The following is a 21,923-nucleotide window of genomic DNA, read 5'->3' on the forward strand; positions in this document are numbered from 1 at the left end:
CGGCCGCTGCCGGGAGATTGAACTGATGGATGTGCTGCTCGCCAACCCGCGTGGTTTCTGTGCCGGTGTCGATCGTGCGATCGAGATCGTCAAGCGCGCGATCGAAACGCTGGGCGCGCCCATCTACGTCCGCCATGAAGTGGTGCACAACCGCTTCGTGGTCGACGACCTGAAGCAGCGCGGCGCGATCTTCGTCGAGGAACTGGACGAAGTGCCGGACAACAACACGGTGATCTTCAGCGCCCATGGCGTTTCGCAGGCGGTGCGCCAGGAAGCCGAGCGCCGTGGCCTGAAGGTGTTCGACGCCACCTGTCCGCTGGTGACCAAGGTCCACTTCGAAGTCGCCCGCCACTGCCGTGCCGGCCGTGACGTGGTGCTGATCGGCCACGCCGGCCACCCGGAAGTGGAAGGCACCATGGGCCAGTGGAACCGCGAAGCCGGCACCGGCCAGATCTATCTGGTCGAGGATGTGGAACAGGTGGCCACGCTGGTGATCAACCAGCCGGAGAACTTCGCCTACACCACCCAGACCACGCTGTCGGTGGATGACACGCGCGGCATCATCGATGCGCTGCGCGAGCGCTTCCCGGCGATGCAGGGCCCGAAGAACGATGACATCTGCTACGCCACGCAGAACCGCCAGGACGCCGTGCGCGACTTGGCCAAGCGCTGCGACCTGGTGCTGGTGGTCGGTTCGCCGAACAGTTCCAATTCCAACCGCCTCAGTGAGCTGGCCCGCCGTGAAGGCGTCGAGTCGTACCTGATCGACGGCGCGCACGAGATCGACCCGGCGTGGGTGGCGGGCAAGCAGCACATCGGTGTCACCGCAGGCGCCTCGGCGCCGCAGGTGCTGGTCGATGGCGTGCTGGCGCGCCTGGCCGAGCTGGGCGCCAGCGGCGTGGGCGAGCTGGATGGCGAGCCGGAATCGATGGTGTTCGCGCTGCCGAAGGAACTGCGCCTGCGCCTGGTCGACTGACCGGGCCTGATTCTGGTGGGTGCGAACCTTGGTTCGCACTGCTTCTGGATGCATTCCATCCAGGCATGGCACGGATCTGCTGCTCACGGCCTTGTTGCCGGGTTTGCCGCTTCTGGCGGCGTTCGCGCGGGCCATGACCTTTGGCCATGGGGCCACGCATCCCACAGGCCTAGCATCGGGGAACTCTCCGCTGTTGGACGCTGCCCGATGAAAACCCGAGCCTTGGCCATGTCGTTGCTGTTCGCGCTGGCCGCCACGCCTGCGCTGGCACAGACCGCGCCGCCGGCCAATGCGACGGCTCCCGGCCTGCTGCGCATCGACGTGGACGCACGCGATCTGGCCCGGCGCATCTTCAAGGTCACCGCCACCGTGCCGGCCAAACCCGGCCCGATGACCCTGCTGTATCCGCAGTGGATTCCCGGCAACCATTCGCCCACCGGCCCGATCGACAAGCTGGCCGGGCTGCGCGTCACCGCCAACGGCAAGCCGCTGGCCTGGCAGCGCGATCAGTTCAATGTCTATGCGTTCAAGGTGGACGTGCCCGAAGGCGTGACCGAGATCGTTGCCCACTTCGATTTCCTGTCTTCGCAGGGCGGCAGCCAGGGCCGGGTGGTGATGACCCCGGAAATGCTCAACCTGCAGTGGAACGCCAATTCGCTGTATCCGGCCGGGGTCGATGCCCGCCAGCTGCAGGCGCAGGCCAGCGTGACCCTGCCCAAGGGCTGGTCGTTCGCCACCGCGCTGGAAACCGCGCGCCGCGACGGTGACACCGTTGTGTTCAAGCCGATTTCCTATGACCACCTGGTCGATTCGCCGTTGTTCGCCGGCGAGCACTACCAGCGCATCGACCTCGATCCGGGCGCGAAGGTGCCGGTGCACCTCAACGTGTTCGCCGACGACGCCAAGTCGCTGAAGCCGACGGACGCACAGATCAAGCTCCACCGCGCGCTGGTGCAGCAGGCCGACAAGCTCTATGGCGCGCGCCACTACAACCACTATGAGTTCCTGCTGGCGCTGACTGACCGCCTCGGTGGCATCGGCCTGGAGCATCATCGCTCCAGCGAGAACAGCGCCGAGCCGGGCTACTTCACCGAGTGGGACAAGAGCGCGTGGATGCGCGACCTGCTGCCGCACGAGTACACCCACTCGTGGAACGGCAAGTACCGCCGCGGTGCCGACCTGGCCACCGCCACTTTCAACGTTCCCATGGGCGACAGCCTGCTGTGGGTGTACGAGGGCCAGACCCAGTTCTGGGGCCAGGTGCTGGCCGCGCGTTCCGGGCTGTGGTCGGTCGAGCAGGCGCGCGACATGCTGGCCAATGTGGCCGCCACCTATGACCGTGGCCGCCCGGGCCTGGCCTGGCGGCCCTTGCAGGACACCACCAACGACCCGACCATCGCCCAGCGCCGCACGTTGCCGTACCGCAACTACCAGATGAGCGAGGACTACTATTCCGGCGGCCAGATGCTGTGGCTGGAAGTGGAGGGCAAGCTGCGCGAACTGAGCGGCAACCGCCGCAGCCTGGACGACTTCGCGCGCGCCTTCTTCGGTGTTGGCAATGGCGACTGGGACGTCAATCCTTACACCTTCGATGACGTGGTCGCGACCTTGAACGGCATCGCACCGTACGACTGGGCGACGTTCCTGCGCGGCCGCCTGGACGGGCATGGTCCGCTGACCGGTGGCCTGGCGCTGGCCGGCTGGAAGCTGGTCTACCGCGACACCCCGAACGCCGCCTACAAGGCGCAGGAAAAGCGCGCCAAGGGCGCATTGCTCGCTTATTCGCTCGGGGCGACCGTGCTCGACAGCGGCACGGTGGGTGACGTGATCTGGGACAGCCCGGCGTTCAACGCAGGGTTGGCGCCCGGCATGAAGGTGATCGCGGTCGGCGGCCGCGAGTACAGCAGCCAGCGGCTGAAGGACGCCGTGGCCGATGCGGCCAGGGACAAGTCGCCGATCGTGCTGCTGGTCAAGCAGTTCGACCGCATCGATACAATGAACATCGACTACCACGGTGGCCTGCAGTACCCGGTGCTGGAGCGCATCGCCGGCACGCCTGATCGCCTGGCCGAGCTGTGGAAGGCGCGATGAAAGCGTCCGCCCGTGACGGCATGATCCTGCTGGTGGCGATCCTGGCCATCATCGGCACGTTCCTGCACGGTGACGGGCGCTGGCTGCACTGGCTGGCGAAGCCGGCCACGACGCTGCTGATCGCCGGCATCGCCTGGCAGGTACACCCCCCCGCGCAACCGTTCTACCGGCGCGCGGTGCTGGCCGGCATGCTGCTGTCGTGCGTGGGCGACATCGCGTTGATGCTGCCGATGGATGCGTTCGTGCCTGGCCTGGTGGCGTTCCTGCTGGCACACCTGTGCTACATCGCCGCGTTCCGCGATGGCCTGCGCGGTGGGCGCGGTCTGGTGGCTGCCAGCGTGCTGCTGGGAGCGTTTGCCGCACTCAATGTGCTGGGCCTGTGGCCGCACCTGCCGGCGCCGATGCGCATCCCGGTGCTGGCGTACGTGGTGGTGCTGGCCTCGATGGCGGTGCTGGCCCTCGCACGGCAGTGGCGCCGCCCGCAGCCCGATGCCGTGGAAGCAAGCAGTGCACGCTGGGCCGCCGCAGGTGCGCTGCTGTTCGTCGCCAGCGATTCCTTGCTGGCCTGGGACCGCTTCGCCGGTGGCCTGCCGTTGGCCAGCCTGCTGGTGCTGTCCACTTACTACGCCGCGCAATACGCCATCGCCCGCTCGGTGAAACAGCAAAAAGGGGACGGAGGGGATTAAGTCGTATTCGGCATCGTGGCAGAAACGACTTAATTCCCTCCGTCCCCTTTTTCGGTGCTGCGCTCAGCGGAACTGCAGGGTCAGCAGGTAGTAGCGGCCGAGGGGGTCGTCCAGCCCGGGCATCTGCCCGCCATTGCCGACCAGGTAGTTCACCGGTTGCGTGTCGAGCACGTTGTGCACGTCCAGCGCGGCAACGATGCGCGGGCCGAGCCGGCGTGCAAGATGCAGGTTCCAGCGCAGCTGGCGGGGGTTCATGCAGTGGTTCTGTTCAACCTGATCCTGCGGGCACTCGGCACCGGGCAGCCAGGCGCGGGTGCGACCCACCTGGTTGCCGCGCAGGGCGATGTCCCAGTGGCTGTTCTGCCACTGTACGTTCAGCACCGCCGCCGTCTCCGGCGTCACATGGCCGCGCAGGTCGATCGCGGGTTCGTGGTCGACCTGGCGGCGCAGCTCCTGCTGTTTCAGTGCATCCAGCGAGAACAGCCATTGGCCGTTGCTGCCGGTGTCGATGCGGTACTCGCCGCGCAGCACCCAGTTGCGCGAGGTGGTGCGGCCGATGTTGTCGAAGGACAGGCGCAGGCTGCGCAGCCTGCCTTGTTCGTCCAGCTGCCAGGTATCGCGGTTCCAGACCGCATCGTTGGGCTGCAGCGCGAGGATCTCGTTGCGCAGCTCGACGATGTTGTGGGTCAGCGACAGCGAGAACGCATCATTCGGAGACCAGGTCGCGGCCAGTGAATGGCTGCGCGAGCTTTCCGCCTTCAGCATGGTGTTTTCTTCCACGTCTGCGGTCACCCTGCAGCGGCCATCCGCTGCGCTCTGCGCACACGGCGGCAGCGCATCCGAAGCGGGCAGGGTGAGGGTGCCGAACTGGCCGGGCGGGCGCCGTTGCTCGAACAGGCTGGGGGCACGGTAGCCACGCCCGCTGGCCAGCAGGAATGACCATTGCGGCGACGGCGTCCAGCGCAGGCCGGCCCGTGGCGAGAGCGCGGTGTAGTCACCGTCACGGTCCCAGCGCGCAGCCAGGTCCATGCGAAGCGCAGGTGCCAGCGGCAGGCCGAGTTCGGCGTAGGCGCCACCACTCTGCCGCGACAACCGGCGCCGCTGCTGTGGCAGCCCCAGCGCCAGGTCACCCTGGCTCAGCAGCGCATCGGGGTGCGAGGTCCAGCGCTCATGGCGCAGGTCGATGCCGGTGGCCAGCTGCGCATTGCCCCCCGGCAATGGCATGAGTTCGCGCTGCATGCCCCACCAGCCCTGCCATTGTTCGGTAAGGCCACGGTTGCGGATCATCGGGAACCAGGACGCCGTTTCGTCGCTGGGCAGCATGTCGAATCCGGGCAGGAACCGAAGCGACTGCGCGGCCTCGATCAACGGGGTGGCACGCACGGTGCCCGGCGTGGACAGGCTGACATCGCTGCGCTGTGCGCTGAGCCCGGCATCCCAGCTGCGCCGGCCCTGGTCGCGGCCGATGCCGAAGGTGACGTCGGCGTCGGTGGCGCGCACGTGTGGACGCACGTTGCCGGCTTCGCGCAGCACGGTGTTGAAGGTGATTCCGTACAGGGCGAGGGAAACCGCGGTGGGGCCGAGGTCGAAGCGCTGGCGGTTGTGGCTGGCGCGGGCTTCGGCATAGGTGTAGCGCCCTTCGCCACGTTCATGCCGATAGCGCAGGTAGGCCGACGCGGTATCCGAAGCGGGCTGCAGCGAGCGTGGGCGCGCACTGTCGAACCAGCAGGCGCCATTGCGCCGCTTCAATGGTCCTTCGCAGCGCCGTGCAGGCCAGTAGCGGCCAGCGCCGAACGCACCGATCAGATATTGCGAGGTCTCTGCATGCCAGTCGCGGCGGTCGCCGGCCAGGTGGTCGACACGGTGCAGGTCGACGCCGACAAACCAGCGATCGCCGTTGCCGCGCAGGCCGCCGGTGGCCGCCTGCAGGCGATACTGCGCGGCGTCGCCCCGGCTGCTCAGGCCGGTCTGCAGCATGGCTTCGGGCCCATGGGCCTGGTCACGCAGGATGATGTTGACCACGCCGGACATGGCGTCAGCGCCGTAGATCGCCGAGGCACCGCCACGGACCAGCTCGATGCGTTCGACGAAGCTGAGCGGAATGCCGCCCAGGTCGGTGAGCCCTCCCTGCTCCAGCGACACCATCGGGTAGCGCGGCAGGCGCCGGCCATTGACCAGGAACAGGGTGGCGCGCGGTCCCATGCCGTCGAGGCTGGTGGTGGCTGCGGCACCGACCGGCAGGTACTGCGAGTCACCGCTGCGCGCACTGCTCATCGCCGGCAGGCCGTTCATGCCGGGCAGGTGCCGCAGCAGGTCGAACAGGCTGCCGTAGCCGCTGCGCAGGATGTCGGCGCGATCGATCGTGGTAACCGGCAGCGTGGTCTGCACCGAGGTGCGTGGCAGGCGGCTGCCGGTGACGTGGATCGGTGCCAGTTCCACCTGCGGCGGCGGCCGGGGGGCATCGTGGCGGGGAGCCACCACGGCCTTAGGCGTGGGTGTTGTGGCAATCGGGGCCGCACCGACGCGGCGCACCACGAAGCCACCCGAAGGCGTGCGCAGGATCGTCACCGGCATGCCGGCAACCAGCTGCTTCAGGGCGGTGGCGGGATCGGTCCGGGTGTTCGCGCCGTCGCTGTGCAGTCCTGCCAGCTCACGGGCGTCGAACAGCAGCGCGATGCCGCTCTGCCGGGCCCACTGCTGCAACGCCGACGGCAATGGGCCGGCATCGATGCGGTAGGCATGCGTGGCCGCCGATTCGCTGGCCGTGGCCGCAGGCAGTGCAGTGGCCAACAGCGCCAGGCACAGCAGGGGGCGGAGCAGCCCCCACTGCAGCGCACCCGGTCCTGCCATCACTGCAGGCCTCCTCAGTAGGTGCGGCGCAGTTCCAGCGCGCCATCCGGGCGCGTCTGGCCAGCGACGGACCAGCCCAGTTCCAGCGCGGACAGCAACTCCTGTGCGTCGCCTGCGCGGAACGTGCCACTGACCGCCAGGTTGCTGATCTCCGGATCGGCAATCACCAGCGGTGTGCGGCCATAGCGGTTCATCCGTTCGACCACGATCGACAGCGGCGTGGCGTCGAATACCAGCTGTCCCTGCAGCCAGCCCTCGGCGGCCGCCGTGGACGACAGTGCCGGGCCCGGCTGGATGCGCCCGGAAGGCAGTACCTGCAGCTGCTGGCCCGGTGCCAGGGTGTGCTGGGCGGCACCGTTGCTCACTTCCACCGCGCCTTCCAGCAGTGCGACTTCCACCAGGCCATCGCGCAGGCGTTCAACCTGGAAGGTCGTGCCGATATCGCGGATCGTGCTGGTGCCGGCGCGCAGCTGCAGCGCCTTGTTCGACGGCGCGACCTGCAGCTGCAGGCGCCCACGTTCAAGGTCCAGCTCGCGATGGCGCCAGCCGAAACGGGCGTGCAGCGTGGTGCCCGCGTCGAGCGTGGCCACGCTGCCGTCGGCCAGGGTCAGCCGCTGCGTTTCATGGCTGTCATTGGCATAGCGCTGCGGCGTGGGGTTGCCGTCCACGGCCAGCATCCAGCCCACGCCGATGGCCAGGCAGATGCCGGCGGCGGCCGCGAACGCCGGCAACCAGCGGCGGCGGGGTGGTCGCGCCGCACGGGCCGCAGCGGTGCGCAGCCAAGGGTCTGCCGCCAGCCCCTGGCCCTGCTGGAACAGGTTCTCGGCCTGCACCCATGCTTTCACATGGGCCGGGTTTTCGGCCAGCCAGTCCTCGAACGTTTCGCGTTCGGCCGGCGTGCAGTCCGGCGCTTCCAGCCGCGCCACCCAGGCGCTGGCGCGTTCAAACAGCGAGGCGTCTTCCGTGTGCCGCTGACGGTTCATTCCACATCCCTGTCGTTGTGCAGCGGATCCGGTCCCAACTCCTGGCGCAGGCCCTGCAGGGCACGGGCGATATGTTTTTCCACGGTCTTGGCAGTAATTCCACAGTGCCGCGCGATCTGCGTATAGCTCATGCCGGTGATCCGGTTGAGCAGGTACACCTCGCGCGCGCGCTCGGGCAGTTTGAAAAGGGCCTGCCGCAGCAGGGACAGCATTTGCCCGGACTCGGCCTGGCGCAATGGATCGGGCGACTGGCTGGTGGGCTGGTCGCTGCCATCATGCTCGGCCAACGGCAGGTGCGGTCGCGAATGCGCAGAGCGGCCGCGATCCGCCAGGCGGTTGCGGGCGATACGATACAGCAGCAGGCGCAGCTCGTCGGCGCCGTGTGCGCGATAGCGGATCAGCCGCTCCATGCAGTCCTGCGCGATGTCCTCTGCATCCTCCGGCCCGACGCCCCGCGTGCGCAGGAACGCACACAGCGGTGCACGTTCTTCGCGTACGAACGCGATGAAGGCATCCGCTGGCACCGGCGGCTCCGGCGCGTGGTGGATCAGGGGGGACGGAGCGGACAGGGCTGGCCTCGGCAGACATTGGCGGATGCGTCATCGAGTTTTACGCGACGATGACCGGATGGGGAAGAGTGTGCGGCACCCCATCCTCATTGTGAATGCATTCATCATTGCGCGGCGGGTTGGCTGGGGGAGTTCGCGCCGCTCTGACGTTTGACCCCTTACCCGCGTGTTGCGGGTGGAGAGAGAACGTATGAAGCATTCGAAGTTGAGCCTGGCCCTGGCCGGGCTGATCGGCGTCGGCGCCCTCGCGGCAGCTGATGACGTCATGGCAATGAGTTATCACGTGCAGGGCGACCGCATCTTCCTCAGTGGCGGGGTGACCTACGCCGACGTGGTGTCGTTGCCGGCGTTGCTGGCCAAGGCGCAGGCCGAGGGCCGGCCGATCCGCGAAGTGGTGCTGCGCACCTCCAATGGCGGCGCGCTGATCGCCGGCGAGTGGCTGCAGGGCGTGATCCGCACCGCCGGCCTGAACACCATCGTGTCCGGCCACTGCATCTCGTCATGCTCGATCATGCAGTCCGGTGGCGTTGAGCGCTATCTGGCCGGCGACCTGCCGATCGTCGATTCGGTGCAGATCCACGCGGCCAGCAGCGGCGGCAAGGTGATCTATACGCCGTCGCCGCGCATGACCCAGATCTACACCGGCAACTACGGCGGCGGCATGGATGCGGGCCTGCTGCACAAGGCCATGTACGAGGTCGTGCAGCCCAATGGCCTGCTGGTGTTCCGCGACCCGGCGCGCACCACCGGCGCCTCGGTCACCTTCGACCCGGATGGCACTGGCAGCAAGCTCGAATCGTTCCCGGGCCAGGACATCCATAGCAACAACATCATCACCGCGAACGGCTATCGCGATCCTGGCGACACGTTGAACGTGAGCGCGAACGTGAGCGGCGACATCAACCCCGGCTACCTGCGCACCGGGCGGCAGCTGCAGACCTTCGTCGACGACGATTTCGCGCGCTGGAACACCGACTGGCAGTCCAGCTACATCAACCTGGCGCAGAGCATCTACAACGCTTCAAGCCGTGGCCCGCAGGGCATCGGCCCGGATTCGGTGCAGGACTACCTCAACGATCCGGGCATCCAGGCGCTGCTGTTGTCCAAGCTGCGCCTGGCCGACCTGGACGTATCCACGCTCGACAACGCCATGGGCGTGATCCGCGTGAGCAACGGTGCCACCTGGCGCACCGCCGCCACCACCGGCGCCGACTTCATGCTGGTCGACAACGGCACCATCGCACTGGAAGGCGGCGCGCTGCGTGCGTCGGAAGTGCGCGTGCTGGGCGCGGGCATGCTGGTCGGCCATGGCGACGTAGCCGGCACCGCGATGGATCTTGATGCACTGGGCAGCGGCTCCGGCCCCTCCTGGCGCGAGGACGGCTTCAACCGCCTGCGCGTGTTTGGCACGCTGATGCCGCGCGGCGGCGACCTGGTCACCCACGGCTACGTCAACATCATGCCGGGCGGCAAACTGTTGTTCGACGTCACCGAGAACGGCGGCGCCGCCACCGGCCGACTGCGCGTGGGCACGTTCTTCGATGACGAACCGACCGACGGTGCGCTGGTGATCTCCAAGGGCGCCTTCCTCGAATTGAATGTGGCGCAGGGCTACTACGGCCAGGACTTCCGCCGTGACCTGGTGCAGGGCCCGATCTACCAGGGCGGCTTCGAAGACGTGGTGCGCCTGGGCGACACCGGCTACAGCGCCAGCATCACCGCGGGCGACGTGTTCCGCCCGCGCCACAACTCGCTGCTGAGTTTCAACGTGAAGCAGACCGCCGATGGCCTGTGGCTGACGGCCAACCCCGGCTTCGATCAGCTGGGCCTGTTCACCAACGCCACCTCCGGCGACGGGCTGGGCCGCGCGCTGGCGACCGCCTCCGCCCGCCAGGACGGTAACCTGAAATCGCTGCTGGGCGCGCTGCAGTTCGCCGACCGTGATGTGATCGCGCAGCAGGCCGGTGCCCTGCGCGGTGATGCGCATGCCAGCCTGCGGCTGGCCGACAACGCGCTGGTCGGCAGCATCGGCAACGTGGTGCAGCAGCACCAGGCCGCGATGCGCAGCGGTGGTGATGCCGATGGCCTGGCCTCGCAGGCCGCGCAGTCGGTGTCGTCGCAGCCGGGCATGCGCCACGGCAGCCTGTTCAACCAGCTGGCGATGCATCTGGTCGAGCCGGCCGCCGGCGGTGCGGCCAGCGGCAGCGAGGCCGGGCGCAGCCGCGGCCTGTGGGCGCGCGGTTTCGCCAGCCATGGCCGCATCGATGCGGAGGGCGGCGTGGCCGGCCTCAGCCACAACATCGGTGGCATCGTGGTGGGGGCCGATACCCGCTTAGCTGATGACCGCGTCACCCTCGGCGTCAGCGTGGCGGCAGCCGACATGTCGACCAAGGGCCGCGACGGCTCCGACTTCAGCGGTGACGTGCGCGCGCTGGACGTGGGCGGCTACCTGGACGCGACCTACTCGCGCGGCTACCTGTCGGCGGCGGTGCGCTATACCGACCTGCGCCACGACACTCGCCGCAGCGTCAGTGGCATCGATGGCCTGCAGCAGCCGCTGCGCGCCAAGTACAACAACGATGCAATCTCCGCGCGGGTCGAGCACGCGTTCTCGTTCACCACCGGCACGGGGCTGGTGATCCAGCCGTTGCTGCCGGTGGTGGATTACGCGCGCACCTCGGCCACGCGCTTCAATGAAGGGCAGGGCGCGGGAGCACTGGTTGGCCGCAGCGGCAGCCTGGAGAGCATCCGCGTCGGCGCCGGCCTGCAGCTGTTCAAGACCTTCGAAGGCAACAACGGCGAGCGCATCACCCCGCGCGCCCGAGTGGTCTGGCAGAAGGAACTGGGCGATTCGCAGGCCCGCTACAGCACCGGCTTCGCCGCCGCCCCGGACCTGGTGTTCGGCGCCAGCAGCCAGGCCGTGGGTGAGCAGGTGCTGGCCTGGAATCTGGGTGTGACCAGCCGCGCCAGCGAACGCCTGTCGATCATGGCCGACTACGTGGGCGAGCGCCGCGACGGGCAGATCCAGAACGGCGTGATGCTGGGCCTGGGCTACCGGTTCTAAGCGGCACGGGGCACCGGCGATGCCTGCATCGCCGGTGCCATCCCCACCGGCGCGCGTGGCTGCGGTATGGTCGGCAGGGCATTCCACCCCAGGTCCTTCCATGCAGATCGCCGTCTTCAGCGCCCGCCCTTACGACCGCCGCTTCCTGTACGAAGCCAACCAGCGTGATGCGGACGGGCAGGGGTACACGTTCGTCTACTTCGATGCTGCGCTGGACGTGCATACCGCCGCGTTGGCACAGGATTGCGCTGCGGTCTGCGTGTTCGTCAATGACCGGCTTGATGCGCCGGTACTGCACGCGCTGCATGCCTTGGGTGTGCGTGCCGTGCTGTTGCGCTGCGCAGGCTTCAACAATGTCGATCTGGCTGCGGCGAAGGCACTGGGCCTGTTCGTCGCGCGGGTACCGGCCTACTCGCCTGAAGCTGTGGCCGAGCATGCGCTGGCGCTGGTGATGACGCTCAACCGGCAGACCCACCGCGCCTACAACCGGGTGCGCGAAGGCAACTTCATGCTCGATGGCCTGCTTGGCCGCACCCTGCATGGCCGCACCGTCGGCATCGTCGGCACCGGCAAGATCGGCCTGGCCACTGCGCGCATCTTCAAGGGCATGGGCTGCACCGTGCTGGGGCACGACCCGTATCCGTCGGCGGCCTTTGCCGGGGTGGGAGACATGGTGGCGTTGGACGAACTGCTGGCGCGTGCCGACATCGTCTCGTTGCATTGCCCGCTGACACCCGACACCCAGCACCTGATCAACGACGCCTCGCTGGCGCGGATGAAGCCCGGCGCGATGCTGGTCAACACCTCGCGCGGCGCACTGGTGGACACCCACGCGGTGATCCGCGCGCTGAAGTCGCGCCGGCTCGGCCATCTGGCCATCGACGTCTACGAACAGGAAAGCGCGCTGTTCTTCCAGGATCTGTCCGGCGAGATCATTGACGACGAAGCCTTCCAGCGCTTGATGACCTTCCCCAACGTGCTGGTGACCGGCCACCAGGGCTTCTTCACCGTGGAGGCGCTGCAGGAGATCTCGGCGATCACGCTGGGCAACCTGGCCGATTTCGCCGCCGGGCGGCCCTGTGCCAACCGGGTGGAGGCGGGCTGAGCCGGGTGGATTGACCGCCGGGGCGCCCAGCCCGTAAAATCGCGGGCTCCGCCGGAATAGCTCAGTTGGTAGAGCGGCGCATTCGTAATGCGTAGGTCGCAGGTTCGACTCCTGTTTCCGGCACCAGTTGTATGAAAAGCCCCGACCTTGGTCGGGGCTTTTTGTTTGTGGCTCTGGTAGTGCCGGCCGCCGTCCGGCAACCCCAGTAGCGCCAGCCCATGGCTGGCTGCGCGGGATTGTCGTGTCGCTCAGTTCGCTCCACCTCCAGGCTCCCAGAGGCTTAGCGTTTAGTTCATAGACCGACGTGAAATGACGTCTCTGGCACGAATGCCGCGGTTCGGACGCCCGACTCCAGTCCTCGTGCTATGAATACCCATTCTTGCTTCAAGATTATTTCAGGGATCGGAAGGATGCGTAGGTCTGAGGGAGCTGCAAGCGCTGTGTCGACCCGTTTCAAGGGATTTGAAGATCGAATTCGCAAGGTGGGTGCCTTAGGCGCCTGGCTATGTTCTGTGCTGCTGATCGGCCTTGGCCTGTCGCCATCTGCTATCGCCCAGACGACGGTCACCTACATCCACACTGATGCCTTGGGCTCAGTTGTGGCTGAGAGCGATGCCAACGGCCACGTGATCAAGCGCTATGACTACGAGCCCTACGGTGCCGTGGTAGGCGGTCAGGTCACGGACGGGCCGGGCTTTACCGGGCATGTGAGCGACTCGGCCACTGGGCTGAGCTACATGCAGCAGCGTTACATGGATCCGCAATTGGGGGTCTTCCTGTCGGTGGATCCGGTGACGGCGTATGAGCAGCCCGTAGGGCAGTTCAACCGGTATCGGTATGCAAACGGGAATCCGTACAGGTTCATGGACCCGGATGGGCGGCAGGCCATCCGGGTGCCTGCCCCTTATATCCTCCCCATCCCGGTTCCCAGCCCCGGTGGAAACATTCAACGCAGTGAGGACACATCCGGGGGGAATCGCGATAGCGGACCAAGCGGAAGGCCAACGTCGAGACCGACTGAACGTCCCGCTGGGAGGGATACGGTTCGTCGGGGGCGAGACGGGCAGCCAATACCCAATCGTTTCCCGGACAGACCATTACCCACGAAGCCCAATGGTGAGCCTGCACCAGAATCGGATGCAGCTGGCCCGCATACGCAACTGGGCCAGCGGGATGGTAGAAATGGAAAGTACGACCAGGCGAGAGAATTCGACGGTCAGGGGAGGCCGGTAAAGACTATTGATTTTACTGACCACGGCCGGCCGGGCAGTCATACGAACCCGCACGAACATCCTTATGAGCCGAGTGCTACCGGGGGCACTCCTTCACGCGGCCCCGCGCGGCCGCTTAATGGAGGCGGATAGTCATGACGGTAAAAGCGTGGGCCTTCCCAATCACGGGAGATAGGGTAGTTGAGGTGCTAAGAGAGAGCTTCAGTACGAATGATATTTGGTTGCTATCGCATTTAGATGTCCCGTCGGGAGCGAAGTCAAAAGCGATACTGAGTCATCTTCGAGAGCGGATGGTGAACGGCCCATTGGAGGTGTCTACGGGTGATCTATGCGACGCGCTTGCTGACGCGCCACAAATTTGGGTGCTGGACATCCGGTTATTATCCGATCCCGAAGTTCAGCTCTACATTGAAGATGGTGAGGTATTTGAGGAGAATCTGGGCAGGATGTTCAGGACCAGAAATATCGCTGGGCCGAAAGATCCGGAACTGAGGTGAAATGCAGGTTCGACTCCTGTTTCCGGCACCAGTTGTACTGAAAAGCCCCGGCCTTGGCCGGGGCTTTTTGTTTGTGGCTCTGGTAGTGCCGGCCGCTGGCCGGCAACCCCAGTAGTGCCAGCCCATGGCTGGCTGCGCGGAATTGTCGTGTCGCTCAATTCGCTCCACCTCCAGGCTCCCAGAGGCTTAGCGTTTAGTTCATAGACCGACGTGAAATGACGTCTCTGGCACGAATGCCGCGGTTCGGACGCACGACTCCAATCCTCGTGCTATGAATACCCATTCTTGCTTCAGGGTTGTTCCAGGGATAGGTAGGATGCATAGGTCTGAGGGAGCCGAGAGCGCTGTGTCGACCCGCTTCAAGGGATTTGAAGATCGAATTCGGAAGGTGGGTGCCTTAGGTGCCTGGCTATGTTCTGTGCTGCTGATCGGCCTTGGCCTGTCGCCATCTGCTATCGCCCAGACGACGGTCACCTACATCCACACGGATGCCTTGGGCTCAGTTGTGGCTGAGAGCGATGCCAACGGCCACGTGATCAAGCGCTATGACTACGAGCCCTACGGTGCCGTGGTAGGCGGTCAGGTCACGGACGGGCCGGGCTATACCGGGCATGTGAGCGACTCGGCCACTGGGCTGAGCTACATGCAGCAGCGGTACATGGATCCGCAATTGGGGGTGTTCCTGTCGGTGGATCCGGTGACGGCGTATGAGCAGCCTGTGGGGCAGTTCAACCGGTATCGGTATGCAAACGGGAATCCTTACAAGTTCACGGATCCGGATGGGCGCAACCCGACCATCCTTGCACCGGTTGTAATCGGTCCGCTTGTAGTTGCGACGGTCTACTATCTGAGTACGACGCCTGAGCAACGTCAGCAGGCAGGGCAAGCGATAGATCGAAGCGTAAAAAGGCTGTTCCAAAAGAGTGAGGCTGGCAGCTCAGACGGAGCGGGAACAGATAAGGGTGGTGCCAGGACTCCGGCCCTTCCAACTGATCTCGTGGGTGATCAGGGTAGCCCCTTGGCGGGTCCGAACAAAAGTGGCAGCCGCCATACGAGCGGAAATCTGAAGCCGGAGTTCGGTGGTACCGGCAACTATGACGATGATCTCAAAACGCTCGCCGGAGATACCAGACCCACAGTTCGCGGGGATAGCGCACCTCCCGGAGCACAGATCGGAGAGAATGGCGTTTTTGGTCGCGAGACGAACAGCTCAGGCGGCAAGAGTATCGACATCCCGGCAAATGGTGACAAGCCACATGAAACCCTACACTACGATTGATGTACTTCCGGGCGGCACTCGTTATTTGCCGATGCAGTGGGATGGAGCGAGGCCGAGTGAGGTGGCTCAGCTGCTCCAGGGGCGTCGGCTTCTGAGCTGCAGGGTTCCCTCTACGCAGAGTGCGAGCCTAGCTTGGCAAGTAATCTTGAACTTTGATTCCAATGTGTCTCTTGAACTGACATCTTCCAGTACCGTTGTTCAGGGGTGGGATGAATTTGGAACTATTAATGTTGAGATCTTGTCGAGTGCTCTGGTCGAATCGAAATGTGAGTGGGTCAATTTAGAGCTTTCGGAAGCGCTTGACGTTACGTGTGTTGAAGTCGTTCGATGGCAAGGTGCTGGATTGATCGTTGACTCTGGTATTCGCCTACACTTCTCTGATGACCGTATCCTTTCGGTCGTTGCGATGGACGTGCCGGGTGCACTGCTCTTGACTTTGCCGGGAGATGCCGCCCCCTGTTCGTGGCAATTTCCGGCAGATGAATACGTTTTCGTATCGATTGAGGGGGCGGGCTGACTCTCTCGCGGGGTATGCCTAATCTTCTCAGTCATGTCTGCCGGCTGACAGTGAGTAGGTCGCAGGTTCGTCGCCTATTTCCGGTACCAGTTGTATGAAAATCTTCTGTTGTGGTCGGGGGTCTCTGTTTGCATGCTTTTCGGCAGCATCCGCCCATGGCCGGTAGAAGGGTGACGTTCCGGTAGTGCCTGCCGATGGCCAGCAGCCCGGGCACCTCGCGCCCCGGCGTGCTTGCAAGATCCTTCCGGCGTCTGCGTCGTTTGACGTATTGGGCGAACTCTGACGCGGAGTGGCGCATTGGTCCGATCGAGGTGCTTCAGCATCTCGATCCTTATTCATCTGCAATGAAGACCCCACTTTGTCTCAAGATCCTTTCAAGGGTTGGAGGTATGCACAGGTTCGAAGGCAGGACACACATTGTGTTGGCGCGTTTGGAGCTGAAGATCTGCGCCGCCAATACAAAGTTCGGAAGAGTGCCTGGTCCTCTCTCACACTTTGGGCAGAATCAGAAAAGTCTCATTGTTGAACTGAGTTGATTTTGATAGAAGAGGACGGCGTTAGGTAGGGCGTCAGTCATCGTCGTGTGTGTCGGGATGGTCAGATGATCTCAGTGCAATGTTGAGCCAGTGCTGCAGCGGCATGATGCCCGCTTGAACAAGGCCGTTACCGTCGTTGCGCCTGCGCTGGGTATCTACGACGTCAAAGCAGGAAAGGGAGTTTGAGAGTGGATTGTCGTGCAATGTGGATGAAGAGTGCCTCCTGGTTGGTCGTTATTCTGCTTTCTTCCGGGGCCTTGCTCGCGGCGGATGGTGCTGCAGCGCAATCTGCAGGCGGACGGTATCCATGGCAGGAGTACAACGAGCGGATACGTGCTGCTGAAATGGTGGCTCCACTCAAGTCCGAGTTGTTTGGCGACCAGGTCAGTCTCTATGACGTCTCGACGGAATTCTCCATCGTTGATGTCGATCTTCCGGGCAATAGTTCCTTGCCTGTCCAGCTGCGGCGTCGTTTGCGGGTGGAGTCGAAGAAGGAGATGGAGTTCTTTGGAGGATTCGGTGAATGGGACATCGAAGTTCCCTATCTCTATGGTGTTTTCACGGCCACATGGAAGTGGAATGATTCCGGCAATGGGTCGGTGGGCCGATGCAGTGACCCTTGGTATCCCAAGATCTCGGACTACTACGACCTTGACGAGATATGGTCCGGAAACAGTCTGCACCTTCCGGGTGAGGGCGATCGCCAGATGCTCTACGTTGGGCAGAATCAGCTTGCCCTGCCACAGGATGGCGCCACCTATCGGTGGACAGCGCGCGATTTCATGAGTTTCAGCTGCAAGTCGGGCGTTGCCAACGGCGGCGGCGAAGGCTTCGTTCTGCTTACCCCACAAGGAACCCGCTACACGTTCGACGTGATGATCGAAAAGAGCGCGGGCCGCATCAACAAGCATGGCGCGTTGGTACCTCGCTCGAAGGTCTTTCTTGCCGCAAGCAAGGTGGAGGACCGATTTGGAAACTGGGTAGAGTACCGATATGCCGGCACCCGCCTGAGCGAAATAGCCGCCAACGATGGTCGTCTGATCCAGATTCACTATAGCGGCAACAACATCAGCGCCGTGACGGCCAACGGCCGTACGTGGAGCTACGGCTACATCGAGAACACAGATAACAACTATCCGTACAAGAAGGACCGACTCGCGGAAGTCGTTCAGCCTGATGGGCGGAGCTGGAAGTACAGTTACTCCGGCACATTGGCGCCTCAGTACACAGGGTTGGACTTCAGCGGCGGGGAGTTGCGTCTGTGTCCTTCTGCACCTTATCCGAAGTCAGAGTTCACACTCCGGGCCGAGCACCCATCTGGCGCTATTGGCACGTTTGAATTCGAGCTGAGTCGGCACAGGCGTACAGGAGTGCTCAAGTCCTCCTGCGTGCGCGAGCGCTCCCGCGAGGCCTGGCGACTGGTGACGCCGAACTACTTCGAGGTTTTCTCACTCAAAACCAAGACCATCGAGGGTCCGGGCCTGGAGACACAGCAGTGGCGTTACACAGCCCAGAATCCCACCGGGGGCCGGGTGGACGTAATGGAACTTCCGTGTAGCACGTGTGAGAAGGAGAAGACCGTCAACGTCTTCCAGCCAGACGGTACACGGCTTACCTATCATTTTGGAACGCTGTTCTACTACAACGATGGTCGTCTGCTTGGGGTCGATACTTGGGATGCCCAGGGCAGCAAGGTCAGAAGTGAGACCTACGATTATGTGGAAGACGCGGAAATGGTCAGCCAGCCCTTCCCTTGGACCTATGGTGATAGCTTCGGGGGAAGCGCTGATGCCACGTCCGCCTTCATTCGGCCCAGAAAGGAGACCGCCATCTGGCAGGACGGCGAGACCTACGTGAACAGCGTCACGGCATTCGATTCGCTCGCTCGTCCCACGTCGATAGCCAGGTCCAACTCGCTGAACTACGGTCGGTACGATCAGACGGAGCAGGTTGTCTATCACGACAATCGGGTGCGCTGGGTGCTGGGTCAGGTTCAACGCGTCCAGCAACTGGCGCCCGAGAACACCGAAGTCTTCCGAACCGAGTTCGATGGCGCTGATCTTCCTTCCAGGTCCTACAAGTTCGGCGGACTGGTTCAGCATGTAACGTACTCGGCCGAAGGCACACCCGTTACGGTCTCGGATGCACTTGGTCATACGACGGTGGCGGGCAATTGGAAACGTGGAACCCCGCAGACCATTACCTATCCAGATGGAAGCGGCGAGTCCTCAGTAGTGGACGACAACGGATGGATGACCTCTACCACGGGTAGAAATTCCGCCGTCACGAGCTATCAGTATGACGCGATGGGCCGTCTGACCCGGATTGTCTGGCCGTCTACCGACTCTGTGGCATGGAACGATACGACTATTGATTTTTCGCCCGTAGATACCACTGAGTACGGCATTTCGTCTGGGCATTGGCGACAGACGGTCAGTACGGGCGACTCCAGAAAGGTGACTTACTTTGACGCCTTGTGGCAGCCGTTGGTGTTGGAGTCGTTTGACGCAACAAGTTCAGAAGCCACGTTGAGTCAGGTGCTGCGACGTTTCGACACGATGGGGCGCCTACGCTATGAGTCCTATCCCACCAGAGGCTTGACCAGCATTGATCAGACTCCGCTGGGCACATCCATCAGCTATGACGCGCTGGGGCGTCAGGTTCTGAAGCAGCAGGATAGCGAGCTGGGTTTGCTAGGCGTGCGAACTGAATATCTGTCCGGAGGACAGACCCGCTCGACAAATGCACGCGGCCACGCGGTTACCACTTCCTTCATGGCATGGGATCAGCCCTCAACGGATTTCGCAGTTCAAGTCGTCCTGCCGGAAGGGGCGTTCGTGGACATTGAGCGGGACAGCTTCGGCAAGCCACAATCAATCCGGCGTCGTGATGCTGGCGCAGCGAAAGCGATTACTCGTCGCTACGTCTATGACGAGCGGCAGCGCCTTTGCAAGAGCATCGAACCTGAAACGGGCGCAACCGTCATGAGTTATGACGCTGCAGGGAATATGGCCTGGTCTGCTAGTGGGTTGGCGCTCGGCGATGCGAGCAACTGCAATATCAGTGAGGCGTCAGGTACCCCGGCGCGGGTTGAACGAAGCTATGACGCCATGAGTCGCCTGAGCACGGTTCGCTTTCCCGATGGGAATGGAGACCAGCAATGGGAGTACTGGCCGTCAGGGGCTGTCCGTCGGATCACGACAAAGAACGATGGGGTGATAGCTACCAATCTCTATCAATACAACAAGCGTGGATTGATCATCGGAGAGAGCCTCGAACAGACAGGAGCCGAGGTGCTCTCGCTCGGCTACGGTTACAGCAGAAACGGCGATCTCGCCAGTCACCAGTACCCAGGCGGTGAGAGCATCGAGTACGCGCCAAACGCGCTGGGGCAGCCGACACGAGCTGGAACTTACGCCACTCACGTCAGCTATTATCCCAACGGGGCAATGTCGAGCTTCCAGTATGGCAATGGGCTGCTTCATACGCTGCATCAGAACGTGCGAGGCCTGCCTGAGCGCAGCTTGGACGCTTCGTCTTCAGAGAGCGTGCTCGATGATAGCTATGACTACGACAGCAATGGGAACGTTCTTGCGATCAGCGATGGTCTGGCGGGTGCTCGGGGCAATCGTGACATGGCTTACGACGGCCAGGATCGCCTGATCAATGCCAGCTCTGTCACGTTTGGAGCGGCGCGCTACAGCTATGACGTACTGGACAATTTGACTTCCGTACAGATTGCTGGCCGCAATCGCGGCTATCTGTACGACGCCTCCAATCGCCTGACGAACATTGTTAACCAGGAAGACGGTGCGACAGTGGTCGGCTTGGCGTATGACACTCAGGGCAATCTCTCGCTCAAAAACGGACAGTCCTTCGACTTCGATCGCGGTAATCGGCTGCGCCAAGCGCTAGGAACGGAGCGCTATCGTTACGACGGACATGGTCGCCGGATCCAGAGCAGCGACCTTGCCCGTGGCGACATTATGTCCTTCTATGACAGTAGTGGAATCCTGCGCTTCCAGAGAAACGCGCGTGAGGCGGAGGCAAGTAGTTACATCCACCTCAACGGCAGTCTGGTTGCGCGCTTGAGCTCTCCTTCTCATCCGACCTCTCCGATCGTCGCGCTACCTGGTTACTCGACCAACGGGGGATTCACTGTGCAGTGGTCTGAAGTGAAGGGCGCCTCCCGATATGAGCTTGACGAGCGCTCGGGTGGCGAGTGGGGCAGCGTGTATGAAGGTCAGTCACGCAGCCTGGTCGTCAGCAACCGTGCACGCGGCCAATACAGTTACCGCGCCCGCGCGTGTAATGGGGCGGGTTGTAGCGAGTGGGGACCCGCGGCCTCGATCTTTGTTGAGCTGCCACCGACATCGCCTGGTGACATCTCAGTGCCAGATCTTGGAGTCGCCGGAAGCTATACGATCAGCTGGTCTGCTCCTACCCCCAAGGCGACAGGCGAAACATCCTATGTGCTGGAGGAGGCAGTGTCCGGTGGCAACTGGCTGGAAGTGTATCGCGGCCCGGAAATGAGTCGCCAGTTTGCAGGTCGCCCTGTTGGCACCTATGGCTATCGTGTCATGGCCTGCAATCCATATGGTTGCAGTGTGTACAAAACCGGGGGAAGCGTTCGAGTGGTCTACGCACCAGCGGCCCCGGTACTTGCCGATCCGGGTGAGCGCCTCAGCAGCAGCTTTGCGATCACCTGGGCCGCATCTTCGGGAGCTTCGACGTACCAACTTGACGAGAGCTTCAATGCCGGGGCATGGACGCGAATCTATGAAGGGCCGGGCTTGACAGCCACTCTGTCCGGGCGGCAGACGGGTGGTTACCGTTACCGCGTTCAGGCATGCAGTGAGGGCGGCTGTTCTGCTTCCTCCGAATTGATTTCGTTGAGTGTGACAGTGATCCCCACCTTTGCTCCTTCCGTCTGGGTGCCCGAAAGCACGAACAGCAGTTCCTACACAGTCAGCTGGGATGGCATCCCTTCCACTGACACGTATCAGGTTTACGAGCGACAGCCAGGCGGCGGACTGGGCGTTATCCATGCCACCCCCGCAATGAACTTCACGGTGAGCGGACGCTGGACTGGGCAATGGGGCTATGCCGTTCAGGCGTGCAACCGTGCGGGATGCGGGCCGCTGTCGCGCGAGGTGGTGATCAGTGTTCTGCTTCCGCCATCGGTTCCTGCATTCTCGAATGGGGTGCGCACAATCAACTATGGCGTGCGTAGGACAGCGTACAGCTGTTACGTCAATTGGGGTTTGGTCTCCAGCGCGGACCGATACGAGGTTCGTAACGAGAGGGGCGTCGTAGGTTCGTTTGGAGCTGGTGTGTCGGGTCTGAGTACCAAGCAGCAGACGGGCGGCTTCCCTCAGTCTCTGGACTGTTCGGGACAACTGCAGATTCAGGCCTGCAATTCGGCGGGGTGCTCGGGTTGGTCGCAGATATGGATCCAGCAGCTCAAGGAAGTTGATAGCAGGAGCTGATGGGCTAAAGTGATTGCGCTTACATTTCTTCTTTGAACCTCGGGGTGAA

At 63.5% G+C, this 21,923-nt stretch carries 12 protein-coding genes and 1 tRNA gene; 10 read left to right on the top strand and 3 right to left on the bottom strand.

The annotated features are described in order from the left end of the window. Nucleotides 1-25: 25 nt before the first annotated feature. From ispH to AC5P7U_RS07725, 3 genes are all read left to right on the top strand, one after another. Nucleotides 26-976 carry a 4-hydroxy-3-methylbut-2-enyl diphosphate reductase gene (gene ispH, locus AC5P7U_RS07715; RefSeq protein ID WP_308308750.1) on the top strand — a complete coding sequence of 317 codons (951 nt, stop codon included), beginning with the start codon at nucleotides 26-28 and terminating at the stop codon, nucleotides 974-976. A 207-nt stretch (nucleotides 977-1,183) separates the two neighbouring features. Next, complete coding sequence (locus AC5P7U_RS07720) at nucleotides 1,184-3,067, top strand: M61 family metallopeptidase (protein ID WP_308308749.1); 1,884 nt, start codon at nucleotides 1,184-1,186, stop codon at nucleotides 3,065-3,067. After that, the gene (locus tag AC5P7U_RS07725; protein ID WP_414555831.1) at nucleotides 3,064-3,753 is read left to right on the top strand and encodes a lysoplasmalogenase; all 690 of its coding nucleotides are present in this window, start codon (nucleotides 3,064-3,066) and stop codon (nucleotides 3,751-3,753) included. Before AC5P7U_RS07720 ends, AC5P7U_RS07725 begins: the two co-directional genes overlap by 4 nt. A gap of 63 nt (nucleotides 3,754-3,816) precedes the next feature. Here the strand turns inward: AC5P7U_RS07725 and AC5P7U_RS07730 are convergent, their stop codons facing one another. The 3 genes from AC5P7U_RS07730 to AC5P7U_RS07740 are packed head-to-tail and all read right to left on the bottom strand — an operon-like array spanning nucleotide 3,817 to nucleotide 8,110. Continuing rightward, entirely contained in the window at nucleotides 3,817-6,603 is a 2,787-nt protein-coding gene (locus AC5P7U_RS07730; RefSeq protein ID WP_414555829.1) for a TonB-dependent receptor plug domain-containing protein, read from the bottom strand. Nucleotides 6,604-6,617: 14 nt separating this feature from the next. Continuing rightward, nucleotides 6,618-7,586, bottom strand: coding sequence for a FecR family protein (locus AC5P7U_RS07735; RefSeq protein ID WP_414555827.1), 969 nt, complete (start codon nucleotides 7,584-7,586; stop codon nucleotides 6,618-6,620). After that, nucleotides 7,583-8,110 (bottom strand): RNA polymerase sigma factor, encoded by a 528-nt coding sequence (locus AC5P7U_RS07740; protein ID WP_414555825.1) that lies wholly within the window; start codon nucleotides 8,108-8,110, stop codon nucleotides 7,583-7,585. Before AC5P7U_RS07740 ends, AC5P7U_RS07735 begins: the two co-directional genes overlap by 4 nt. 235 nt (nucleotides 8,111-8,345) lie before the next feature. Here AC5P7U_RS07740 and AC5P7U_RS07745 point away from each other — a divergent pair, with 235 nt between their 5' ends. From AC5P7U_RS07745 to AC5P7U_RS07775, 7 genes are all read left to right on the top strand, one after another. Further along, nucleotides 8,346-11,219, top strand: a complete 2,874-nt coding sequence (locus AC5P7U_RS07745; protein WP_495220955.1) for an autotransporter domain-containing protein — start codon at nucleotides 8,346-8,348, stop codon at nucleotides 11,217-11,219. Between the two features lie 100 nt (nucleotides 11,220-11,319). Beyond that, entirely contained in the window at nucleotides 11,320-12,324 is a 1,005-nt protein-coding gene (locus tag AC5P7U_RS07750) for a 2-hydroxyacid dehydrogenase (RefSeq protein WP_414555821.1), read from the top strand. Nucleotides 12,325-12,374: 50 nt separating this feature from the next. Then, a tRNA-Thr gene (locus tag AC5P7U_RS07755) sits at nucleotides 12,375-12,450 on the top strand. Between the two features lie 284 nt (nucleotides 12,451-12,734). Next, entirely contained in the window at nucleotides 12,735-13,688 is a 954-nt protein-coding gene (locus AC5P7U_RS07760; RefSeq protein WP_495221011.1) for an RHS repeat-associated core domain-containing protein, read from the top strand. 711 nt (nucleotides 13,689-14,399) lie between these two features. Then, entirely contained in the window at nucleotides 14,400-15,332 is a 933-nt protein-coding gene (locus AC5P7U_RS07765) for an RHS repeat-associated core domain-containing protein (RefSeq protein WP_495220957.1), read from the top strand. A 145-nt stretch (nucleotides 15,333-15,477) separates the two neighbouring features. After that, nucleotides 15,478-15,849 (top strand): hypothetical protein, encoded by a 372-nt coding sequence (locus AC5P7U_RS07770; RefSeq protein ID WP_197564692.1) that lies wholly within the window; start codon nucleotides 15,478-15,480, stop codon nucleotides 15,847-15,849. Nucleotides 15,850-16,594: 745 nt separating this feature from the next. Further along, a complete protein-coding gene (locus AC5P7U_RS07775) occupies nucleotides 16,595-21,874 on the top strand; it encodes an RHS repeat protein (RefSeq protein WP_197564691.1) in 5,280 nt (1,759 codons plus the stop codon). Nucleotides 21,875-21,923 lie beyond the last annotated feature (49 nt).

The sequence above is a fragment of the Stenotrophomonas sp. YJH_SMC_57 genome (genome assembly GCF_059369755.1).

Excerpts from the sequence above, each read along its gene's own strand:
- AC5P7U_RS07725 (WP_414555831.1), top strand. The coding sequence starts at position 3,064 with ATGAAAGCGTCCGCCCGTGACGGCATGATCCTGCTGGTGGCGATCCTG.
- AC5P7U_RS07735 (WP_414555827.1), bottom strand. The coding sequence starts at position 7,586 with ATGAACCGTCAGCGGCACACGGAAGACGCCTCGCTGTTTGAACGCGCC.
- AC5P7U_RS07750 (WP_414555821.1), top strand. The coding sequence starts at position 11,320 with ATGCAGATCGCCGTCTTCAGCGCCCGCCCTTACGACCGCCGCTTCCTG.
- AC5P7U_RS07775 (WP_197564691.1), top strand. The coding sequence starts at position 16,595 with ATGAAGAGTGCCTCCTGGTTGGTCGTTATTCTGCTTTCTTCCGGGGCC.
- AC5P7U_RS07760 (WP_495221011.1), top strand. The coding sequence starts at position 12,735 with ATGCGTAGGTCTGAGGGAGCTGCAAGCGCTGTGTCGACCCGTTTCAAG.
- AC5P7U_RS07720 (WP_308308749.1), top strand. The coding sequence starts at position 1,184 with ATGAAAACCCGAGCCTTGGCCATGTCGTTGCTGTTCGCGCTGGCCGCC.
- AC5P7U_RS07745 (WP_495220955.1), top strand. The coding sequence starts at position 8,346 with ATGAAGCATTCGAAGTTGAGCCTGGCCCTGGCCGGGCTGATCGGCGTC.
- ispH (WP_308308750.1), top strand. The coding sequence starts at position 26 with ATGGATGTGCTGCTCGCCAACCCGCGTGGTTTCTGTGCCGGTGTCGAT.
- AC5P7U_RS07730 (WP_414555829.1), bottom strand. The coding sequence starts at position 6,603 with ATGGCAGGACCGGGTGCGCTGCAGTGGGGGCTGCTCCGCCCCCTGCTG.